General features: G+C 59.5%; 19 protein-coding genes and 1 other annotated feature. Of the genes, 12 read left to right on the top strand and 7 right to left on the bottom strand.

Going from position 1 to position 21218, the window contains the following annotated elements; genetic code table 11:
• Positions 1–3: 3 nt before the first annotated feature.
• Positions 4–501, bottom strand: a complete 498-nt coding sequence (locus GT748_RS13715) for a restriction endonuclease subunit S (protein WP_161222364.1) — start codon at positions 499–501, stop codon at positions 4–6.
• Positions 502–563: 62 nt separating this feature from the next.
• Here GT748_RS13715 and GT748_RS13710 point away from each other — a divergent pair, with 62 nt between their 5' ends.
• Positions 564–1373: a tyrosine-type recombinase/integrase gene (locus tag GT748_RS13710; protein ID WP_161213542.1), complete on the top strand. Its 810-nt coding sequence runs from the start codon at positions 564–566 to the stop codon at positions 1371–1373.
• 37 nt (positions 1374–1410) lie between these two features.
• On the opposite strand, the gene GT748_RS13705 is transcribed toward GT748_RS13710, so the two are convergent.
• The 4 genes from GT748_RS13705 to ychF form a co-directional block, all read right to left on the bottom strand.
• A complete protein-coding gene (locus GT748_RS13705) occupies positions 1411–2793 on the bottom strand; it encodes a restriction endonuclease subunit S (protein ID WP_161222363.1) in 1383 nt (460 codons plus the stop codon).
• 340 nt (positions 2794–3133) lie between these two features.
• The gene (locus GT748_RS13700; RefSeq protein WP_161213544.1) at positions 3134–3505 is read right to left on the bottom strand and encodes a TnpV protein; all 372 of its coding nucleotides are present in this window, start codon (positions 3503–3505) and stop codon (positions 3134–3136) included.
• Between the two features lie 221 nt (positions 3506–3726).
• Positions 3727–5073, bottom strand: coding sequence for a sodium-dependent transporter (locus GT748_RS13695; RefSeq protein WP_021659540.1), 1347 nt, complete (start codon positions 5071–5073; stop codon positions 3727–3729).
• Positions 5074–5486: 413 nt separating this feature from the next.
• Positions 5487–6581: a redox-regulated ATPase YchF gene (gene ychF / locus GT748_RS13690; protein WP_044992606.1), complete on the bottom strand. Its 1095-nt coding sequence runs from the start codon at positions 6579–6581 to the stop codon at positions 5487–5489.
• A gap of 472 nt (positions 6582–7053) precedes the next feature.
• Between ychF and GT748_RS13685 the strand changes: the two genes are divergently transcribed.
• The 4 genes from GT748_RS13685 to GT748_RS13670 all read left to right on the top strand — a co-directional run bounded on the left by GT748_RS13685 (position 7054) and on the right by GT748_RS13670 (position 11945).
• Entirely contained in the window at positions 7054–7791 is a 738-nt protein-coding gene (locus GT748_RS13685) for a class I SAM-dependent methyltransferase (RefSeq protein ID WP_044992618.1), read from the top strand.
• Positions 7792–8087: 296 nt separating this feature from the next.
• Positions 8088–8774 carry a response regulator transcription factor gene (locus GT748_RS13680; protein WP_021659545.1) on the top strand — a complete coding sequence of 229 codons (687 nt, stop codon included), beginning with the start codon at positions 8088–8090 and terminating at the stop codon, positions 8772–8774.
• Positions 8775–8845: 71 nt separating this feature from the next.
• Entirely contained in the window at positions 8846–10408 is a 1563-nt protein-coding gene (locus tag GT748_RS15625) for a sensor histidine kinase (protein ID WP_052537649.1), read from the top strand.
• Between the two features lie 73 nt (positions 10409–10481).
• Positions 10482–11945 carry a S1C family serine protease gene (locus GT748_RS13670; protein ID WP_161213545.1) on the top strand — a complete coding sequence of 488 codons (1464 nt, stop codon included), beginning with the start codon at positions 10482–10484 and terminating at the stop codon, positions 11943–11945.
• Between the two features lie 233 nt (positions 11946–12178).
• On the opposite strand, the gene GT748_RS13665 is transcribed toward GT748_RS13670, so the two are convergent.
• The gene (locus tag GT748_RS13665) at positions 12179–13309 is read right to left on the bottom strand and encodes an aldo/keto reductase (protein WP_021659055.1); all 1131 of its coding nucleotides are present in this window, start codon (positions 13307–13309) and stop codon (positions 12179–12181) included.
• A gap of 174 nt (positions 13310–13483) precedes the next feature.
• On the opposite strand from GT748_RS13665, the gene rpe reads away from it, so the two are divergent.
• Entirely contained in the window at positions 13484–14146 is a 663-nt protein-coding gene (gene rpe, locus GT748_RS13660; RefSeq protein WP_143161636.1) for a ribulose-phosphate 3-epimerase, read from the top strand.
• 64 nt (positions 14147–14210) lie between these two features.
• Here rpe and GT748_RS13655 read toward each other — a convergent pair whose 3' ends face one another.
• On the bottom strand, positions 14211–14747 hold the full coding sequence (locus tag GT748_RS13655) for a hypothetical protein (RefSeq protein ID WP_044992098.1): 537 nt from the start codon (positions 14745–14747) through the stop codon (positions 14211–14213).
• A gap of 44 nt (positions 14748–14791) precedes the next feature.
• Here GT748_RS13655 and GT748_RS13650 point away from each other — a divergent pair, with 44 nt between their 5' ends.
• The 6 genes from GT748_RS13650 to GT748_RS13625 form a co-directional block, all read left to right on the top strand.
• Positions 14792–15748, top strand: a complete 957-nt coding sequence (locus GT748_RS13650; protein ID WP_021658661.1) for an RnfABCDGE type electron transport complex subunit D — start codon at positions 14792–14794, stop codon at positions 15746–15748.
• Between the two features lie 25 nt (positions 15749–15773).
• Positions 15774–16454 carry an Rnf-Nqr domain containing protein gene (locus tag GT748_RS13645; protein WP_021658660.1) on the top strand — a complete coding sequence of 227 codons (681 nt, stop codon included), beginning with the start codon at positions 15774–15776 and terminating at the stop codon, positions 16452–16454.
• Between the two features lie 3 nt (positions 16455–16457).
• Entirely contained in the window at positions 16458–17066 is a 609-nt protein-coding gene (locus GT748_RS13640; RefSeq protein ID WP_021658659.1) for an Rnf-Nqr domain containing protein, read from the top strand.
• 153 nt (positions 17067–17219) lie between these two features.
• Positions 17220–18344, top strand: coding sequence for a putative glycoside hydrolase (locus GT748_RS13635; protein WP_021658658.1), 1125 nt, complete (start codon positions 17220–17222; stop codon positions 18342–18344).
• 889 nt (positions 18345–19233) lie between these two features.
• Positions 19234–19485 (top strand) — a binding site (T-box leader).
• 258 nt (positions 19486–19743) lie between these two features.
• Positions 19744–20928: a hypothetical protein gene (locus tag GT748_RS13630; protein WP_021658656.1), complete on the top strand. Its 1185-nt coding sequence runs from the start codon at positions 19744–19746 to the stop codon at positions 20926–20928.
• 181 nt (positions 20929–21109) lie between these two features.
• On the top strand, positions 21110–21218 hold a 109-nt coding region (locus GT748_RS13625), incomplete at its 3' end, for an AbrB/MazE/SpoVT family DNA-binding domain-containing protein (RefSeq protein WP_161222362.1).

The raw sequence follows: 21218 nt of genomic DNA, 5'->3' as shown, positions 1-21218 counted from the left end.
TAATTACTGTATTTGATCTAATAAAGAAAAATATTGCTCTAACTTGGATAATATTCTTTCCTGTTCCTTTAGTGGCGGTAAAGCAATTTCTTTCTGACTATATGTGGAAATCCAATATCTTTGATGATTCTCGTGGTCAATTTCTGTCGTCTGCATCAGATAAAATGCATATTTTGGTAAAATTAAATCTGTATTTATATGCAAAATTTTTATTGCAGATGATTTAACCTTAAATGGGAAATCTACAAATTTACTCTCTGTTGTAAAGTCATCAAAAATAATTACCGGCAAGTCGTTAAAGATATTGTTTGCTTCATTTGTATAACCGAGTATAAAAGATTTCCCAGCGGTCAAAACGGGTGTCTTGTAAGAAGATTTATAATTTGTACTTCTTACAATATATTTTGTCGGTTGTTCATATTCCAACAAGCTTTCAAAGTTAGTTACGACCCAACCAGCAGGTAATTTTTCGCCATACTTCTCATAATAAGAGAACTTCACACCATCTCCGTTATAATATACCTGCGGAAAACCGCAGAATAATTTTACGGAGGTGTCTTATTATGAAGACGCAAAACACATTTGAAGAATACTTGAGAAAGGGAAATCTTTCGGAGAACACCATTACTTCGTATCTGTGGACTGTCGATTTCTATAACGCCCACTATGACGGAGTAAACAAGGAAAACCTTTTAGCTTATAAAGGATTTCTAATGGAATTTTTTAAACCGAAAACAGTTAATCTCCGAATTCAAGGAATTAACAAATATCTTGAGTATCTCCACAAAGAGCGCTTACAACTCAAAGCAGTCAAAGTCCAGCAAAAAAATTTTTTGGAAAATGTTATCAGCAATGCTGATTATAAATTTCTGAAAAAGCAGCTGAAGAAAGACGGAAACATGGAATGGTATTTTGTTGTCTGGTATTTGGCTGCCACCGGTGCCAGAGTAAGCGAACTGATACAGATTAAGATCGAACATGTTGAAATTGGATATTTCGATCTATATACTAAAGGCGGTAAATTACGACGATTATACATACCGAAAAAATTAAGAACAGAGACTCTAGAATGGCTGGAGGAAACACACCGTTCCTCCGGCTATTTGTTTCTCAACAGATATGGTGAAAGAATCACAACCCGTGGAATATCCCAACAATTAAAGAACTATGCCGATAAGTATGGGCTGGATAAAAAAGTAGTCTATCCCCATTCCTTCCGACACAGATATGCTAAAAATTTTCTTGAAAAATATAACGATATCGCTTTGCTTGCTGACTTAATGGGTCACGAAAGTATTGAAACTACCCGTATATATCTGCGGCGTACCGCCAGTGAACAGCAAGCATTAGTAGACAAAATTGTAACTTGGTAAAAACCGAAGCCGCCCTCGTTTTTGAGGACGGCTGATCTTATGCTATGGAATTTTCTATTTCATCTAGCTGTGTGAAGATTGTTTCTATCGTTTCTACAATTCTCTTTTGTTCGGCAAGTGGTGGTACTGGGAGATAAATGGTTTTTAAATCAGTTTTGTTAAATTTCAGCATCGCTACACCTGTAGAAATTGCCTTGAGTTCTTTGTAACCTGTTGGTGATTGTAAAAAATAATACAGATAATCTCTATATTCATCATTTGTCAATCGTATCATCACCGAGTTAGGTGCTAAAGTCATTTTTCTTTTTAAGTCGGGAACTATGAACACTTTTCCAATAGAACCTATATTGCTTAAAATGAGTTCGCCTCCAAATAAATTTGAATTTTCAAGAAACTCATAACCGTGTTTATCGGTATAAGTAAGATTTTTGGTGAAATTGTTTGAAAAATCTGCTGTTTTAACCATTATAGCGTAATCTGGTTCTTTGAATGATACAACATTGGCTCTTAAGGAAGCAAAACTTCCGCTTGCAACTTGGTCGGTCACCTTTTCGCTGTATTGCCCTAAGCTTGTCCACTGCCAACCTTGAGGTAAATCAAACGGTAAATTTTCACATTCTTCTGCTGATTTTCCAACAATTCGATAATAAGAGTTATCCTCACCTTTAAAGATGACGGATTCCTTCTTGTCCCGCTTGATTTTGCCCTGTTTGATAAGTTCTTCTTTTTCAGCCTTTATGCGTTCTAAAAGTACGGAAGCAGGCTCGTCATTCGGGTCTTGCGGTACAAGCTTGCCACGAATAGCAAGGTCAAGAATTTTGGATTTAGCAATAGTTATTAAAGCATTGAGTTTTGTGTAAGAACACTCAATACTATCGATGCTCATAAATGCTGTGTGTATAGCTTCAAGAATTTTTTCTTGCTCTGAAACAGGAGGTAATGGAATTAAGTATTGTTCTATAAATTCTCTACCAATTCTTTTTTGTCCTACTGCACCTGAAAATGCATTAATCCCATCTGAAATAAAATCATCTCGCTTAATATACCACAAAACATATTCGGGTAGCACAGTGTTTTCTAAAGTTCGGATAATGTGCAATTCGGTTGTTCCTGCCCCATAGCCATTTGAAAGATTTTTAAAAACCACAGATTTTTTATTTTCAAAGCAAGGTGTTATTTTAGCAATAGCAATATCGTTCTCAGCAAAATGTGTGTATCCAGTTTTTACTTTTTTCCATAACCTAATTTCTGATTTGTGATTATTGGTGTAACCCTCTTGTATTAACGGCATTGGAATAAATGAAACCTCAATGTTGTCTTGTATAGAATTACGAGGATTTATTATGAAGCCACTTAAAAATCTGCACCATTCCCACGACTCAGGTATTTCAAACGGTATTTCATCTTCAATACATTTCACCGTTCCATCTTGAAACTGCTCATAATGCAAATTACAACAAGCAATATCGGGTCTTAGGGCAATGCCCTAACGAGAATCACTGTTTGTAGCCGAATGAGGATACAAACAGTCTGCTCGCTAAGATGATACAGAAAAACCGGAGAAGGCGATGATGCTTTCTCCGGTTTGTTCTATGTTACCCTGATTTTCTTTGGCTTTGCTTTTGAAAGCTTGATAATTAAATCATCTACAGCGTCGGTATAACGCCCTTCCTGCCGCAGTTTGTTCTGAAGCCAAAGGAGATTTTGGACAAGAAATCTGCGCTCAGCCTCCGAAAGATAAAGATGAAATTTCTGTTCTTTCATATGTAAATCAACTCGCTGTTGACGATTTCAGTGGCTCGGTTTCGGATGCTGTTCATCTTTTGCACCCACTCCATAGGATGATTGGCTTTCAGCTTTTCCGTGACATTTTCCTGATTAGAAAGTGCGGATACAAGCGATTGAAACATCCGCTCCGCCTGCTGCTCTATCTCCGCCAGATGTCCGTTCAGCGTTCCGGCGGTCAGCAGATTGTAATACCGAATTTTGTGATACTGTTTCAAATATCGCCGGTGTCGCTGTCCCCAAACTCCGATTTCAATTTCTTTTTCGGGCGGTATTATCAAATTGGGAAGTTCATAATCGCCTTGCCAAGTATATGTGCCGCCTGCTTCTTCATAAATGCTTTTCATCGTAAAAACCTCCTGTGTTTTATGATATTTTCATTCTACAGAAGATTCTCAGGAAAAACCAATGTACCGATTGCAGTTTTAACGGCATATACAGAAAAAGAGTACGAACCCTTCGATCCGTACTCTCATTTCTACCCTGCAATGCCGGTTTCTGCGTGTTTTCAGGATACTGCCTTATGCACACTCAGCAAAGGGCGCAGGGGCTTTTGGGGAAGGGGGGATCACCCCCCGATGAGCCCCATGACGAAGATGACGGCGATGAGGGTGGGCGCCACCCAGCGGATGAGGAAGCCGTAGACGCGGCGGATGGCAAACCGCTTGCCGCAGCGCTCCACCTCCTCGGTCACCTTGCCCACCCCCCAGACGTGGCCCACAAAGAGGCAGGTGGCCAGGGCGGCCAGGGGCATGAGGATCTTGTCGGTGAGAAAGCCCATGGCGTCAAACAGGTTCATCCCCCCGATGGTGAAGCCGGAGAGGGGGCCCATGGAGAGGCTGGCAAAGACCCCGATGAGGGCCATCAGCCCGCCCATCACCAGGGTGGCGGTGCGGCGGCGCCAGTGGAAGGTGTCAATGAAGAAGGAAGTGACCACCTCCAGCAGGGCAATGGCGCTGGTGAGGGCGGCGATAAAGACCAAAAAGAAGAAGGCCAGCCCGAAGAACCGCCCCAGGGGCATGGAATCAAAGACCGCCGGCAGAGTTTTGAAGATGAGGCCGGGGCCTCCGGTGGGCTCCATCCCAAAGCTGAAGACGGCGGGCATGATGGCCATCCCCGCCAGTAGGGCCATCAGGGTGTCCAGCCCCACCACGGTGCAGGTGTCCTTGGTGATGTTGGTGTCCTTTTTCAGGTAGCTGCCGTAGGTGATGGCGATGCCCAGCCCCAGACTGAGGCTGAAAAAGACCTGTCCCATGGCCAACACGATGGAGTCGATCAGGGCTTTGGGGTCGGAGAGGAGGGCGGTGTCGGGGACAAAGAGGAACTTGAGCCCTTCCATCGAACCGGGCAGGGTCACCGAGCGCACCACCACCCCGATGAGGAGGACAAAGAGGAGGGGGAGCAGCCATTTGCTGCAGGTCTCGATCCCCTTTTGCACCCCGCCGATGACCACGACCACGGTCACCGCCATGAACAGCAGGTGCCAGATGACCGGCTGCACCGGGGAGGAGACAAAGGTGTCGAACGCCGCCCCGTCGGAGACGTTGGCGCCGGTGAGGTAGCTGCCGATGTACTTCATCACCCAGCCCCCCACCACGCTGTAATAGGAGAGGATGATGAAGGCGCAGGCGATCTCCAGCACCCCGACGAAGGACCACTTCTTGTCGATGCTGCGGAAGGCGCCGATGGCGTTGAGCTGGGTCTTGCGGCCCACCGCCATCTCGGAGAGCATGATGGGGATGCCCAGCACCAGGGCGAAGATCAGGTAGAAGACGATGAAGAGCCCGCCCCCCGAGATGCCCGCCACATAGGGGAACTTCCAGAGGTTTCCCAGGCCGATGGCCGACCCCGCGGCGGCCATGACAAAGCCCAGGGAGCCGGTGAAGTGGCCGCGGCCCGTTTTTTTCTTGTCCATGTTGTTTCACACTCCTTTGTTGATTCGGTCCCCCTGCGGAGAACGCAAAAAAGTCCCGCCCCTTCACGGCGACGTGAAGGGGCAGGACAAAAGGTTCCTGCGGTACCACCCAACTTGGCGCAAAGAGCGCCCAACTCTGCGGGATGCAAACACATCCCCGGCCGATAACGGGGCCTGCCGTGGCGGACTACTGGGGGGCGCGCCCCGTTCACCCGCCCTCTCGGGGGCGACTGACCCCACCCCGCTCGCCGCCGTGCTCACACCTGCCACGGCTCTCTGAAGGCGCTTGGATGGGCTTTTTCCCCGTCGGCGATTTGACACCAGCGGTCTGGTTTGGCCACCGGCACACGAACTGCCGGCGGAATGGATTTATTATAGCGGCGCCCTGCCGGTTTGTCAAATGGGGCCCGGACTCAGACGTTGAAGCGGAAGAGGACCACGTCCCCATCCTGCATCACGTACTCCTTCCCCTCGGAGCGGACCAGCCCCTTTTCCTTGCAGGCGGCCATGCTGCCCTGGGCGATGAGGTCGTCAAAGGCCACCACCTCGGCGCGGATGAACCCCCGCTCAAAGTCGGTGTGGATCTTGCCGGCGGCCTGGGGGGCCTTGGTGCCCTTTTTGATGGTCCAGGCGCGGACCTCGGGCTTGCCGGCGGTCAGGTAGGAGATGAGGCCCAGCAGCTCGTAACAGACCTTGATGAGCCGGTCGAGGCCCGACTCCTCCAGCCCCAGCTCCCCCAAAAAGAGGGCCTTGTCCTCGGCGGACATGTCGGCGATGTCCTCCTCGATCTTGGCGCAGATGGGCAGGGAGAGGGCCCCCTCCCCCTGGGCCAGGGCGCAGAGCTTCTGGTAGTTCTCGTTGTTCGAGATGTCGCCGATGAAGTCGTCCTCGCTCATGTTGCCCACGTAGATGACCGGCTTGTCCGAGAGCAGGCCCATGGCGTCGATGAGGGCCTTCTCCTCCGGTTCGCAGGGGAAGACCGATGCCCGCTTGCCCTCTTCCAGGTGGGCCTTCAGCCGCTCCAGCAGCTGGGCCTCGGCGGCGTAGGCCCTGTCGCCCTTGGCCAGTTTCTGGGCCTTTTGGATGCGGCGCTCGACGATGTCGAGGTCGGAGAAGATCAGCTCCAGGTTGATGGTCTCCACGTCCCGCAGGGGGTCGACACTGCCGTCGACGTGGACGATGTCGCCGCTCTCAAAGCAGCGCACCACGTGGACGATGGCGTCCACCTCGCGGATGTGGGAGAGGAACTTGTTGCCCAGCCCCTCGCCCTTGGAGGCGCCCTTCACCAGCCCGGCGATGTCGACAAACTCGATGGTGGCGGGGGTGAACTTGTCGGGCTGGTACATCTCGGCGAGCTTGTCCAGCCGCTTGTCGGGGACGGCCACCATCCCCACGTTGGGCTCGATGGTGCAGAAGGGGTAGTTGGCCGACTCGGCCCCGGCGTTTGTAATGGCGTTGAAAAGGGTGCTTTTGCCCACGTTGGGCAGACCCACGATTCCCAGTTTCACGTGCAGATCCCTCACTATTATTCCATTTGGGCGGTTTTGGGGGGGCAGGGCCCCCGCCGCCCGGCGCTTTTAACAGTATAGCACAAATGGCCGCCCGGTGGAAATGCCCCCGCGCGAATTTGCCGCCCCTTTTTGCAGTTGACAGAAGGGGGGACGCCGAGGTATGGTAAAGGGGAAAGGGAGGGACGGCGAATGTGCGCCATTTGGACCCTGGAAATGAGAAGGAAAAGCCGCTCCGTGCAGATGGAAAGCGATGAGACGCTGTTCGGAGCTTTGATGGAGGGCTGAAAAGCGCCCTCCCCCTCTCGTCGGCGATCAGGCAGCCCGGCGGGTGCGAAGGCGCACCCGTCTGTTGGTGTTGCCCGCCGACGGGTGGATGGTTGCCGCCGACAGCGCCCTGCCGGCGGCTTTTTTGCGCCCCGCCGCAGGCAGGCCGGACGGGGGCGCGAAGAGAGACAAGGAGATTTACAAGATGAAAGAGAACCACTACGACGACCAGACTTTTTTTGAACAGTACAGCCACTTCCCCCGCTCGGTGGAGGGGCTGTCGGCGGCCGGCGAATGGCACGAGCTGCGGCGGATGCTGCCCGCGCTGGCGGGCAAGCGGGTGCTGGATCTGGGCTGCGGCTTTGGCTGGCACTGCAAGTACGCGGCCGACCAGGGGGCGGCGTCGGTGCTGGGCACCGACCTGTCCGAAAAGATGTTGGCCGGGGCGAGGGAGCGAAACGCCGACCCCCGCATCCAGTACCGGCGGATGGCCATGGAGGAGATGGACTTCGCCCCCGGCTCCTTTGACCTGGTGCTCAGCTCGCTGGCCCTGCACTATGTGGAGGACTTTGCCCCGGTCTGCCGCGCCGTCTACGACTGCCTGGCGGAGGGGGGGAGCTTTGTCTTCTCCTGCGAGCACCCGGTCTTCACCGCCGAGGGCAGTCAGGAGTGGTGCTGCGACGGGGAGGGCAACCCCCGACACTGGCCGGTGGACCGCTACTTTGACGAGGGGCGGCGCACCGCCCACTTCCTGGGGTGCGAGGTCACCAAGTACCACCGCACCCTCACCAGCTATTTGAACACCCTGCTGCAGGCGGGCTTTGCCATCAAAGAGGTGGTGGAGCCCCGCCCCGACCCCCGCCTGATGGAGGTGCCGGGGATGGCCGACGAGCTGCGCCGGCCGATGATGCTGCTGGTGCGCGCCGAGAGGGAGAAAAAATAGGGCCTTTGGCCTCAAAAGGGCGGTCTGCCGGGCGGCGGACCGCCCTTTTTTCCCGCCGCGGGGGGAGGGGGCGCAAAAAAGTGCTGCGGCGGGGAAAAAACAGGGGAAATGATATGGTTTCTTTCGCCGATCCGTACTATAATAAATGGTAAATAGGCGCCCTCACCGCGCCGTGCGGCAAACATTTAGAAACTGTTCACCTTTCGCGCCGAGCAGTCGCTATAATGTAAAAATAGAAGGTGAGGCGTCGGGCGGCCCGGCTGTCTGGCGGCAAAGAAACCGGAGGGGATTTACGCGTGGAAAAGATTCTCGTCGTAGACGACGACAAAAACATCTGTGAACTGCTGCGACTGTATATCGACAAAGAGGGCTATCAGACCGTTGTGGCCTACGACGGCAAACAGGCCCTGAAACTCTTTGAGGAGGAGGCCCCCTGCCTGATCGTGCTGGACGTGATGATGCCCGAACTCGACGGCTGGCAGGTCTGCCGGGAGATCCGCAAGTCCTCCGACGTGCCCATCATCATGCTCACCGCCAAGGGCGAGACCTTTGACAAGGTGCTGGGGCTGGAACTGGGGGCCGACGACTATGTGGTCAAGCCCTTTGAGTCCAAGGAGATCGTGGCCCGCATCAAGGCAGTGCTGCGGCGCACCGGCACCCGTGCCCAGGCCTCCGACGTGAAAGAGGTGCGCTACGACAAGCTGGTGGTCAACCTGACCCGGTACGAGCTGAAGGTGGACGGAAAAATCGTGGACACCCCGCCCAAAGAGCTGGAGCTGCTCTACCACCTGGCCTCCAACCCCAACCGGGTGTACACCCGCGACCAGTTGCTCGACGAGGTGTGGGGGTTTGAGTACTACGGCGACTCCCGCACGGTGGACGTGCACATCAAGCGGCTGCGGGAAAAGCTGGAGGGCGTCTCCGCCCAGTGGTCGGTCAAGACGGTGTGGGGCGTCGGCTACAAGTTTGAAGTGAAAGACTAGCGCGTAAAAAAGCGGTGCGGACGGGGGCGGAAGGCCCCCGTTTTGCGACTGGACGGGAAAGGGGCGCCGAGGTGCGAAACGGGATAGTCAAGCGGTATTTTTTTACCTGTGTGTCGGTGGTGCTGGTCAGCATCGTGGTGCTGGGGGCGGTGTTTTTGGGGCTGTCGGCCCAGTACTTTAAGGACGAGCGCCAGGACCAACTGCTGATCATCGCCCAGCGAGCGGCCGAGCGCACCAGCTCGGGGCTGACCACCAGCGACGGCAACTCCTATCTGCTGGACTTCGACACCCTGCGCCAGGGCTACCGGCTGCTGATCTCCACCCAGGAGGACGCCGACCTCTTCATGACCGATGTGAACGGCGCCGCCGTCCTCTGCACCGAGGGGACCCGCTGCGCCCACACCACCTACCGGGTGCCCGCCGATGTGCTGGAAAAATCCTCCCAGGCGAGCGTGGCCAAGGGCTACCGGGGAATGGGGACGCTGGGGGAGATCTACAAGCGCCCCCACTACATTGTCAGCGTGCCCATCACCGGGGACGACGGCTACATCATCGGCTATGTCTTCGCCGCCTCGCCGGCGGACGAACTCTCGCAATTTTTGGTGGACGTGCTGCGGATGTTCGCCATCGCCGCGGTGGTGGTGCTGGCCATCTCCTTCGCGGTGATCTACTACACCACCAAGCGGCTGGTCTCCCCCCTCAAGGAGATGGCCGGCTACGCCGCCCGCTTCGGGCAGGGCGACTTCTCGCAGACGGTGCCGGTGACCTCCGACGACGAGGTGGGCCAACTGGCCATGGCCCTCAACAACATGTCCTCCTCCCTGGCGGTGGTGGAACAGACCCGGCGCAACTTTGTGGCCAACGTCTCCCACGAGCTCAAGACCCCCATGACCACCATCGGCGGCTTTGTGGACGGGATTTTGGACGGGACCATCCCCCCGGAGCGGCAAAACCACTACCTGGGCCTGGTCTCAAACGAGGTGAAGCGGTTATCCCGGCTGGTCAGTGGCATGCTAAATGTGTCCAAGATCGAGGCCGGAGAGATGACCCTCAACACCGTCCCCTTCAACATCTGCGAGGTGATCTTCACCGCCCTGCTCTCCTTTGAACAGCAGATCGAGCAGAAGTCCATCGAGATCGAGGGGCTGGACGTGGACAAGGTGATGGTGGAGGGCGACCGGGACCTGGTGCACCAGGTCATCTACAACCTGGTGGACAACGCGGTGAAGTTTGTCAACGAGGGGGGCGTCATCTCCTTCGGCTTTGAGACGGTGGGGGGCTATACCTTCACCGCGGTGCGAAACAGCGGCGAGGGGATCCCCAAAGAGCAGCTGCAACAGGTGTTTGACCGCTTCTACAAGACCGACCGCTCCCGCGGACTGGACAAGAAGGGCGTCGGGCTGGGCCTCTATATCGCCAAGACCATCGTCAACCGCCACGGCGGCGACATCGTGGTCAGCAGCAAAGAGGGGGAGTACACCGAATTCCGCTTCTCCCTGCCGGCGGCCAAACCGCTGCGGGCCAAACGGGCCGCCAAGGGCGAGGGCCGGCGGGAGGGCCAGCCGGCGGACGCCCTCGCTGAGGCGGAGGGACAGCAGGCCCCCGACCCGGGGGACGGGGACAGAAAAATTTAAAGGGATTTCACCGTTCTGTCACATCCTATTGGTAAAATCAAAGGCGTAATATTCAAAATTAGGAGGCCTCTCCATGTTTGATAACCAACAAAATCCCGAAACGCCCCGGGACGAGACCGGCGGCGCTTCCCCCGCGGGCGGGCCGGGCGGCTCCAGCATTCCCGGTCCCGGGCCCTATGGGCAGCAGCAACCGGGCGGCTACCGCCCCCAGACCCCGCCCCCGGGCGGCGGCGCGCAGGGGGACGGCCAGTTCCCCTATTCCCCCTACCGGCCGGCGGTCCCGGGCGGGGCGCAGCCCTTTGTCTTTGACCCCGACCGGTACGCCTCGCCCGGCGGCCTGGGGGGGAAGCGGCCGGACAAAAAGCCCAAAAAGGGCAGGGGGGCGGTGGCCTTTGCCGTCATCCTCTGCTGCGTGCTGGCCCTCTCCGGCATTTTGGTGGGGGCCAATATCCTCTACAAAAACTCCCAAAAGGGTTCCGGCGGCCAGGGGGGCAGCTCCCAGGCGGGGGTGACCATCCAAAACCGCCCTGAGGACGGGGACGACGGCGCCGAGACCAAGAGCGGCGAGAAGATGACCACCGAGCAGGTGGCCACCAAGGTGAAACCGGCGGTGGTGGGGATCGCCGTCTACAGCCAGCAGAGCACGGTGGAGGCCAGCTCCTACGGCTCGGGCATCATCATGAGCGCCGACGGCTACATCATCACCAACGCCCACGTGGTGGAGGGGGCGGTCGGCCTGACCATCACCCTGGAAAACGACGAGGAGTACACCGGCAAGGTGGTGGGGACGGATACCAAGACCGACCTGGCGGTGGTGAAGATCGAGGCGCAGAACCTGACCTACGCCGAGTTTGGCAACTCCGACCAGATGAAGGTGGGCGAGGACGTGCTGGCCATCGGCAACCCGGGCGGGCCCAGCCTGGCCGGGAGCGTCACCAAGGGGATCGTCTCGGCGGTCAACCGGACGGTGGGCAGCTCCACCGGCTATTCGCTGCACTGCATCCAGACCGACGCGGCCATCAACCCCGGCAATTCCGGCGGGGCGCTGGTGAACATGTACGGCCAGGTGGTGGGGATCAACTCCTCCAAGATCGCCAAGACCGAGTATGAGGGCATCGGCTTTGCCATCGCCATCAACGAGGCCAAGCCCATCATCGACGGGCTGATCCAAAACGGCTACGTGAAGGACCGGGTGAAACTGGGGGTCACGGTCATCGAAATCAACGACACCACCTCCCGCCTCAACGGGCTGCCCAAGGGCCTCTACATCAAGAGCATCGATCAGGGCAGCAGCCTGGAGGGCACCGGCGTGCAGCCGGGGGACATCATCCGCAAGTTCAACGGCGAGAGCACCGAGAGCTACGAGGCCCTGCAGGCCCAGCTGAAAAACTGCAAGCCGGGCGACGAGGTGAAGCTGACCATCTACCGGTCCCAGCAGTCGGGCACCGACAAGACCTTCGAGGTGGTGGTGACCCTCAAAGAGGACGTGCCCGCCCCCGCGACCACCAACCAGTCCACCCGCTCCAAGGCGAGCTGAATGATTTTTTGACCGCCCTTTTTCCCGCAAAGGGCCCTGCAAGGGGGCTTTTTGCCCGGGGAAAGGGAGAGTGGGGGGGGCGCTGTGCGGGCGCCCCCCACTCTTTTGCCGAACGGCCCCCCCACAAGGGGCATAGGATGGGACTGTCGAGGTCCGGCATGCGGGGCCTCGTTGAGATAGATGGCGGGGGCCGGCGAATGTTCGCCGGCCCCCGCTCTTTTGGGCAAAATCCTCTATTCCAGCCCCTGGATCTCGGCGTGGATCTCGGCCAGCCGGTCGGGGATCTCGATGTGCTGGGGGCAGTGTTTCATGCAGGCCCCGCAGCGCCGGCACTGGTCGGCCCGATTTTCGGCGGGGGTGAAGCGCTGGTACATGGATTTGACCAAAAACTGGTTCTGGTGCCGCTTGTAGTCGTTGTAGAGGGCGAAGATGCGGGGGATGTCCACCCCAAAGGGGCAGGGCATGCAGTAGCGGCAGCCGGTGCAGGGGACGGCGGTGACCTTGCTCAGCTCCTCCAGGGACTCGGCCAGGGCGCGCTCCTCCTCTTCGGTGAGGGGGGCGGCGTCTTTGAGGGTGTCGATGTTCTCCTCCATCATCGCCAGATCGGACATCCCGCTGAGGATGACCCGCACGTTGGGGTGGTCTGCCACCCAGCGCAGGGCCCAGGCGGCGTCGCTCCAGTCGGGCTGGCAGGCGCGCAGGGGGGCCTGCGCCGACTCGGGCAGCTTGGCCAAAAAGCCGCCCCGCACCGGCTCCATGACGATGAGGGGGACGCCGGCCTCGGTGAAGAGGCGGTACTGCTCGTCGGCGTGCTGCAGAGACCAGTCCACGTAGTTGAGCTGCATCTGGGCCACGTCCCACCGGTGGGAGGCGAGGACCCGCTGCAAAAAGGCGGGGGAGTCGTGGAAGGAGAAGCCCACGTGGCGGACCTTCCCCTCGGCCTGCATCCGGCGCATGAAGTCGTAGGCGCCCAGCCGCTCGGCGTCGTCGTAGTTCTCGTGGCTGACGGCGTGCAGCAGGTAGATGTCGAAGCAGTCGACCCCGCAGCGCTCCAGCTGGGTGTCAAAGACCTTCTGCATGTCCTCTTTCTCTTTGCAGGCCCAGATGGGCAGTTTGTCCACCAGGATGTAGCTGTCCCGGGGGTATTTGGCCAGGGCGCGGCCCACATTTTCCTCAGAGGTGCCGTCGTGGTAGGGGTAGGCGGTGTCGAAGTAGTTGACCCCGTTTTCCATGGCGCAGTCCACCATCTGCTGCACCCGCTCAAAGTCAACGGTCTTCTTGTCCTCCTGCAGGGGCAGGCGCATGGTGCCGAAGCCCAGCAGCGGGGTGGAGAGTTCGAGGTTGCCCAGTTGTCTCCTTTGCACGTGTCATTCCTCCCTAATGGCGTGGGAAATCCCCACAGATTTCGACTTTATCATACACCATCGCCCGAGCCATTGCAAAGGAAATGGCCGCAGGGGCGGCGAAATTGACGGCCGGGCGGTTTTGTTATACAATATATCTGTATGAATGCGACTTGCAGAAAGGGGTTACCCACCTTGCTGAAAATTTCACCTTCGATTCTGTCCTGCGATTTTGCCAATCTGGAGAGCGAGTGCGCCCAGATGAAAGAGGCCGGGGCCGAGATGCTGCACATCGACGTGATGGACGGCCACTTTGTCCCCAACCTGACCCTGGGGGCGCCCATCGTCAAGTGCCTGCGGCCGAAAAACGACCTCTTTTTCGACGTGCACCTGATGATTTCCGAGCCGCTGCGCTACATCGACGACTTTGCCGCCGCCGGCAGCGACCTGATCACCTTCCACGTGGAGAGCGAGAGCGATGTGGGCGAGACCATCGCCAAGATCAAGTCCCACGGCATCAAGGCGGCCCTGTCGGTCAAGCCCGGCACCCCGGCCGAGGCGGTCTTCCCCTACCTGGACCTGCTGGACATGGTGCTGGTGATGACGGTGGAACCCGGCTTCGGCGGGCAGAAGTTCATGGGCGACATGATCCCCAAAATCGAGGCCATCCGCAAAAAGGCCGAGGAGCTGGGGCTTTCCCTGGACATCGAGGTGGACGGCGGCATCGACGCGGGCACCGCGCCGCTGGTGACGGCGGCCGGCGCCAACGTGCTGGTGGCCGGTTCGGCCATCTTCGGCAAACCCGACCGCACCGCCGCGGTGCGGGCCCTGCGGGCAGCCGGCGAGAGCGCCCTCTGATCGCCCTCTCGCGCGCCAAAAAGCGGGGGCGGGCGGGGTGACCCCCGCCTGCCCCCGCTCTCTTTCAGGCCAACCGGGCCAGCTGCTCCACCGCCTGTTGCCCGGCCAAGGGCCGCCAGTGCTCCCGGGTGGCGGCGTCGGCCACGCCCCCCGGCGGCAGCAGCCGCCCGAACTCCCCCAACAGGGAGAGGGGGCGGGGCGACTGCCCCCGGCAGGGGGCCAACCGCAGCCGGTAGCGGCCCTCGCGGGCGAAGAGGGCGCTCTCAAAGCGCCCCGGACCGGCCTGGCGCAGCAGCGCCGCGCACCCCTGCGCCAGGTGGGACAGGCTCGCAAACTCCCACAACTGGGGCGGCGCGCCCGACGCCAGCCCGGTGAGGTAGAGTTCCGCCCCCTCGCCCTGGCGGCGCAGCTCGACCGAGAGCGCCTCCGGCCGCAGTGGGGCCAGCCCGGTGGCCCGCTGAATGCGCGCCAGCAGCCGGGCGATGGCCTGTCGTGCCGGTTCCCCCTCGGGCCGCCAGCCCTCGCCGATCTGCAGGGCCCGCAACTCGGCGGCCTCCAGGGCGATCTTCCAGCGGTCGGCGTCTATCCTCTCAATGGTCATGGCTGTCCCATCCCCCATTTCTCACAACCGGAAAGGAGTCCCCCATGGATCGGTCCTCCCCCCTCTACCGGCGGTATGCGCTGTCCAAAGACGTGCTCATCGCAATGCTGCCCATCTTCCTCATGAATGTGATCACCTACGGCCTTCGCCCCCTCCTCCTGCTGGCGGTGTCGATGGCGTTCTCCTATCTCTTTGACGCCCTCACCGCCCGGATGCGGCAGGAGCGCTTTGACCGCCACGACATCTCGGGGATGGTCACCGGCGCCATTTTGGTGATGTTCCTCCCCGCCAGCGCCCCCTATTGGCTGGCGGTGGTGGGTGTCTTTGTGGCCATTGTGCTGGCCAAAAACGCCTTTGGCGGCTACGGCAACAACATCTTCAACCCCGCGGCGGTAGGCGGGGCTTTCCTGGCCCTCTTCTGGCCGGAGCTGATGTTCTCCTACCCCCTGCCCTTCACCAACGTGCCGCTGATCCTGCAAAAGACCTCGGTGCTGGTGGACTCCCCCCTCAAGACCATGAAGATCGGCGGGGTGCCCTTTGTGGAGAAGATGGAATTCCTCATCGGCAACTACCCCGGCCCCCTGGGCGCGGTGGGGACGCTGGTGGTCCTCTCGGGGGCGGTCTACCTCTTTGTAAAAAAGGCGGTCGACTGGCGGCTGCCGGTCTCCTTTTTGGGCGCCTGCGCCCTCTTTTCCTACCTCTTCCCCCGGCTGCACACCACCCGGCTGGACGCGGCCTGTCTGGAACTGCTCTCGGGCACCCTGGTCTTTGCGGCCTTCTTCGTGGTCACCGACCCCATCACCGCCCCCAAGCAGCCCCTGTCCCGGCTGATCTACGGGGCCCTCTTCGGGGTGATCACCATGCTCTTTCGCTACTACGGCGCCTTTGAGATGGGGGTCTGCTTTGCCGCCATCGCCTCCAATGCCATGGCCGCCTTCATCGACCGCAAGGTGGCCTGGTTCCAAAACCGAAACAGCGGCCTGCGGATGATCTCCCAGTGACGGCGCGGAAAGGAGTGAAGCAACTGTGAGCAAATTCAAGCGGCGCTTTCGCGCCTGGAAGGGGCGGGGCCGCCTCTTTTTCGGCCGCCACCAGGAGGACCTGGGCCGGGTGGACGGGGTCTTCTCCCAAAACCCGATTTTGATGCAGGGGCTGGCCTTGGCGCCGGCCATCGTGGCCACCCAGTCGCTCAAGGCGGGGGTCATCCTCTCCCTGGGCTTTTTGGGGGTGGTGGTGCCCACCATCCTCCTGGGCAGCCTGCTCTTTAAAAAGGTGGACGCGGTCTACCGCACCATCCTCACGGCGCTGTTGGGGGCCCTGCTCTTTGTGCCGGTGGCCTACGGGCTGTCACAGATGTTTCCCTTTGTCTCCACCAGTGTGGGCATCTATCTGCCCATCCTGATCGTGGACTCGATTGTGGTGACCAAGTGCAGCTCCTACACCCATTTCGGGGTGGACCGCTACACCTTTTTGGACCTCTTTTGCACCTGGCTGGGCTTCACCCTGGTGGTCTGCGTGGTGGGCGCCCTGCGGGAGGTGCTGGCCTACGGGCGGCTCTGGGGGATCACCCTCAAAGGGGTGGTGCCGGTCTCCCGCTCCATCGCCCTGCCCTTCTTCGGGTTCTTCCTCATCGCCGTGCTGGCGGCGGGCTTTCGCTTTCTCAACAACAGCTTCCGCCACTGGATCAACAAAAAGGAGGGGAAGTAAGCCATGGCACAGGTCGCAGCAAACATGCTGGTTTCGGTCATTCTGGCCATCTTTGCAGAGAACGCCCTCTTCTCCCGCAGCCTGGGGGTGGAGCGGACGCTGCTGCTGGTGGACGACATGGGGGCCATGGTCACCTTTGGCTGCCTGACCACCCTCTCGGTCACCCTCACCTCGCTGCTCACCTATCTGGTGAGTTTCCCCCTGCAACAGGACGTCAACGCCTACATCTACAAGCCGCTCCTGTTCATCCTATGCATGGTGGCGGTCTATTTTGCCCTGTCGGGGATCGCCCGCCGCATCCGCTTTCCCCGCTTTGTCAAATGGCAGGTCAAGGTGCGCCCCCACTTTCACCTGGCCACCTTCAACAGCGCCGTGCTGGGCACATTGATGCTCTGTTCCGGGCAGGTGTTCTCCCTGCCCCAGACCGTCGGCTTCTGCCTGGGCAGCGGCGCGGGCTACACCCTGGCCACCCTCATTGTGGCCGAGGGGCAGAGAAAGCTGAAAAACCGCAGTGTCCCCGCCTCCTTTCAGGGGCTGCCGGTGACGCTGCTCTACATCGGCATCCTCAGCCTCTGCATCTACGGGTTCACCGGCTACCAGCTGAGTTTTTAGGGAAAAAGGGCGAAATGGGGCCAGCATACGGCCAATTTATGAAATTTTTTTAAACCCTTTTGCATTTTGCACACCTCGTCAAAAAAATGGTGTATACTTATCACGGCTGATCACAGCGCCCGAACAGCGGGCAAAAAGGAGGGAGTCAGGCGGATGGCGAAGCGATACAAAATCAAGCGCTACGATAAGATCTACCGCAGCAGCAACCGAAACCTGATCCGAAATATCGCCATCTGGGGTGCGGTGTTGGTGGTGCTCGCCTTTGTGGGCTTTGCCGCCTACCGCCCCCTGGTCAACTTCCTAAACGGCGTCTACACTGGGGAGAAGCCGCCCACTTCCCAACCGGCGCAGGACCCGGGCCAGACCGGCGAGGAGGAGACGCCGCCCCAGGAGGAGAAGGCGCCCGTCTACGCCAGGGTCTCCCTGAGCGACCTCGCCGACGAGGCCAAGATTGCCGAGACCGCCCAGCGGCTGGAAGCCGCCGGGGTCACCCGGGCGGTGCTCCCCCTCAAGGACAGCGAGGGGATGGTGCACTACAACACCGGGGTGGCCACCGCTCAGGCAGCCGGGGCCGTGGCGGCCGACGGCATCGACCTGGACCGGGTGGTCAGCGCCTTTTCCGAAAAGGGGATCGAGGTGGCGGCCCAGCTGTCGGCCTTTAAAGATCCCCTGGTCTCCCGCTACGACAAGACCGCGGCGGTCCTCTACAAAAACCAGGCGGGGGTCCTCTGGCTGGACAACACCGCCCAGGCCGGGGGCAAGCCCTGGCTCAACCCCAACGCGCAGAGCGCCCAGACCTACCTGAAGGCCCTGTGCGCCGAACTGGGGCAGAAGGGGGTCAAGGAGATCATCCTCGCCGACGCCACCTACCCGGTGGCCACCTTCCTGAAGGACGCGGGCTACGGCCTCTCCGGCGGCACCACCGCCCAGCAGGCGCTGCAGGCCTCCCTCGATGGGATCGCCCAGAGCGCCAAGGGCTCGGGGGCCGAGTTGAGCCTCTACTACCCGGCCAGTCCCTGGATGTTGGCCGAACAGGTAAACGGGGTGGACTACCGGGCCCTAAAGGCCGATCGGCTCTACGTGGACGTGGGGGAGACCGGCGTGCCCAACGGCACCAAGGTGGGGGAACTCACCGTGGCGGCCGGCACCTCCCGACAGGAGGTGGCCGACGCGGTGCGGGCGGCCCTGGAGGGAAAGACGGCCACGCCCCCCCTCTACTGCACACCCGACGGGGTGAGCGTTTCCGGGCAGGAGGAGACGGTCCCACCCCTCTCGTAAATTCAAATCCAACAGCGCGCCGGGAGGATTTCTCCCGGCGTGCTTTTTTGTGGGGGTGCCCTGAATGCATCAAGTCGGGGTATGGGGGCCGACACGCTGCCGGGCGCAGTGCGAACGGAACTGGAGAGCAGGGCGGCCCCGCCTCCTCTCCACTGTGCGCCCTATGGGGGGATATTTTCAAGTAAGGGGGGACAACCTTGCCCCTCTCATAAGTCCAAATCAAGCAGCGCGCCGGGAAATCCTCTCCCAGTGCGCTTTTTTGTAGGTGTGCCCTGGTCGCATCAAGCCAGGGCGTAGGGGACGGCATAGTGTTGACATGGCGCAGACGGCTCTGGAAAGACGGTCCCACCCTTTCTACCGTGCACTCGACAGGTCGGGCGTATCGGGCAGGAGGAGACGATTCCACCCTTTTCTACAAATTTTATTCCGGCAGTGCGCCGGAAAAATCCCATCCGGCGCATTTTTTGCAGGTGGTCCCCCAACCGCATTGGGGCGGGGTGTGGGGGAGACCGGCGCAGAGGAGGCAGTGCGCTGCCGATGTGCCGGGGCGGCCAAAGGACCGCCACCTCCTTGGCCGCCCCGTTTCGCCGTCTCGCCTCCGGGAGGCGCTTGGGGTAAACTCCTTTCCCCCCCGCCCAGTTGCAGGCCCGCTCCGGTGGGGCCCTTGGGGGCGTTCGGAGCAGCTCCTTCCCGGAGCCGGTGCAGTGAGAATCGGGTGGTCGCTTTTTTCTCCCCTTCGCCCAAGCCGCTTGTGTTCCCCCAGGCCCCTGCGGTGCGGCCCTCTTGGAGCAGGGCCGTCCGTTCCGCCCCACCGGGCGGCGGGCGCCAAAGAGGACGATTTTCCCCCTTGACAAGACGGCGGGGGCGGAGTAGAATGACACCATATTCTAGAAAACCGTTGATTGAGAAGAGTAGGTGCGGAGTGCTCCCTTCCAGAGAGCTGCGGGCGGTGAGAGCGCAGCGGGCAAGGCGCCGGACTGAATGGACTCATGAGGGCGGGACGAAAGGCGGACGGCCGAGTAGTGCCCGACGGGAACTCCACCCGTTATCAAGGGAGCGCACATGGTGGTGTGCGGAGCGAGTGGGCGTTTAGACGCCAATTTGGGTGGTACCGCAGGAGAGTGTTTCCCCTGTCCCAGCAGAAATTGCTGGGACAGGGGATTTTTTATTGCCGGGGAAATGTCGATGGGGCGGCCGCAAAAAGGGGCCGCAAACGCGCTCTCGCCCGGCAAAGGACCGCCGCCACCGCATCTGTCGAGTCGGGCCTCCAGGGCCCGGAAGAGAAGGGGGAGAGAGGGATGAACGTCCGCGCCGCCGGGGTCTTGCCGGTGTTTCGATGGCGGGGAGAAACGCCCGACCGCAAACATCTGAAACCAATTTTTGAGGAGGACTGAACACCATGACCTTTACCCCCATTCTGGCCTTTGCCGTGGTCGCCATCGTCTTTGCCCTGGGCGACCTGGTGGCCCGCAAAACCAAGGGCATCATCTCCGCCTTCATCGTCGCCATCGTGCTCTTCGTGCTCTTCGGCGGCGTGCTCAAGGTGCTGCCCGCCGACTTGATGGACACCTCTGGCCTCAACGCCATCATCCCCACCTTCGGCATGGGGCTGATCCTCACCAACCTGGGCTCCACCCTGGACCTCAACGAGCTGAAAAAGGAGTGGAGGACCATCCTGGTGGCCCTGGCGGCAGTGATCGGCATTCTGGTGCTGGGCTTCACCCTGGGCCAGCTCATCTTTGGCCGGGAACTGGCCCTCTCGGCGCTGCCCCCGGTCTCCGGCGGGGTGGTGGCCACCATCATCACCAGCGACGCGGCCACCGCCGCCGGCCGGCCCGACGTGGCCTCCTATGTGGCGGCGGTCAACGCCCTGCAGGTGATCATCGGCCTGCCCATCTCCTCCTTCTGCCTGAAAAAGGCGGCCACCAAGTACGCTTCTGAGGGCAACCTGAAGCGGGCCGCCGAGGAGGGCGGCCGCCGCATCGACCTCCACTTCCTCCCCAAGACCCCTAAAGGGCTGGACAGCCCCTTCGCCCACTTTGCCCGCCTGGCCTTGGTGGCGGGGCTGGCCGAACTGGCCGCCTCGGCCACCGGCCTCAACGCCACCATCGTCTATCTCCTCTTCGGGGCGCTGGCCTCGGCCACCGGCGTGGTGGACAAAAACGCCCTCGCCAAAGCGGGGGGCGACGGGGTGATCCTGCTGGCCACCTACGCCTACTGCTCGGTCAGCTTTTTGACCATGTCCTTCTCCCAGTTTGCCAGCATCCTGGTGCCGGTCTTCGGGATGTTGCTGATTTCGGCGCTGGGCATCACTGTCTTCTCGATGGTGGTGGGGAAACTCTTCAAATGGAGCCCCGCCCTCTCCATCGCGGCTGGCTTCTCCTGCATGTTCGGCTACCCCATCACCTACACGGTGGCCATGGAGGTCGTCCAGGGGGTCACCGACGGCGGCGACTACACCGAGCAGGAGGTGCAGCGACTCACCGACTACGTGCTGCCCAAAATGCTCATCGCCGGGGTGACCACCGTGAGCGTGGCCTCGGTGGTGCTGGCCGGGGTGGTGGCGCCCATGATTTTTGCCTAACTGTTCGATCAGGAGAGCAGGCCATTTTTTCGCCGGAAAAAAATGGCCTGCTTTCGTCTGCGCGAGGAAGGGATTTTGGCATAAAATAACCTGCCGTGCAAATACTAGCAATGTGAAATTTCCCGCAGACGCCAGGAGGCGCCGCGGATAACGCCAGTTTTGACATGGGAGGAAAAGCCAGATGAAGGCAACGGGAATTGTGAGGAGAATCGACGATTTGGGGCGGGTGGTGATCCCGAAGGAGATCCGCCGGACCCTGCGCATCCGGGAGGGCGACCCCCTGGAGATCT

Source organism: Bittarella massiliensis (ex Durand et al. 2017) (assembly GCF_009876955.1).
GTDB lineage: Bacteria > Bacillota > Clostridia > Oscillospirales > Ruminococcaceae > Bittarella > Bittarella massiliensis.
The sequence above is the reverse complement of the archived record's forward strand: the minus strand, read 5'-3'. Positions and strand labels throughout refer to the sequence as shown.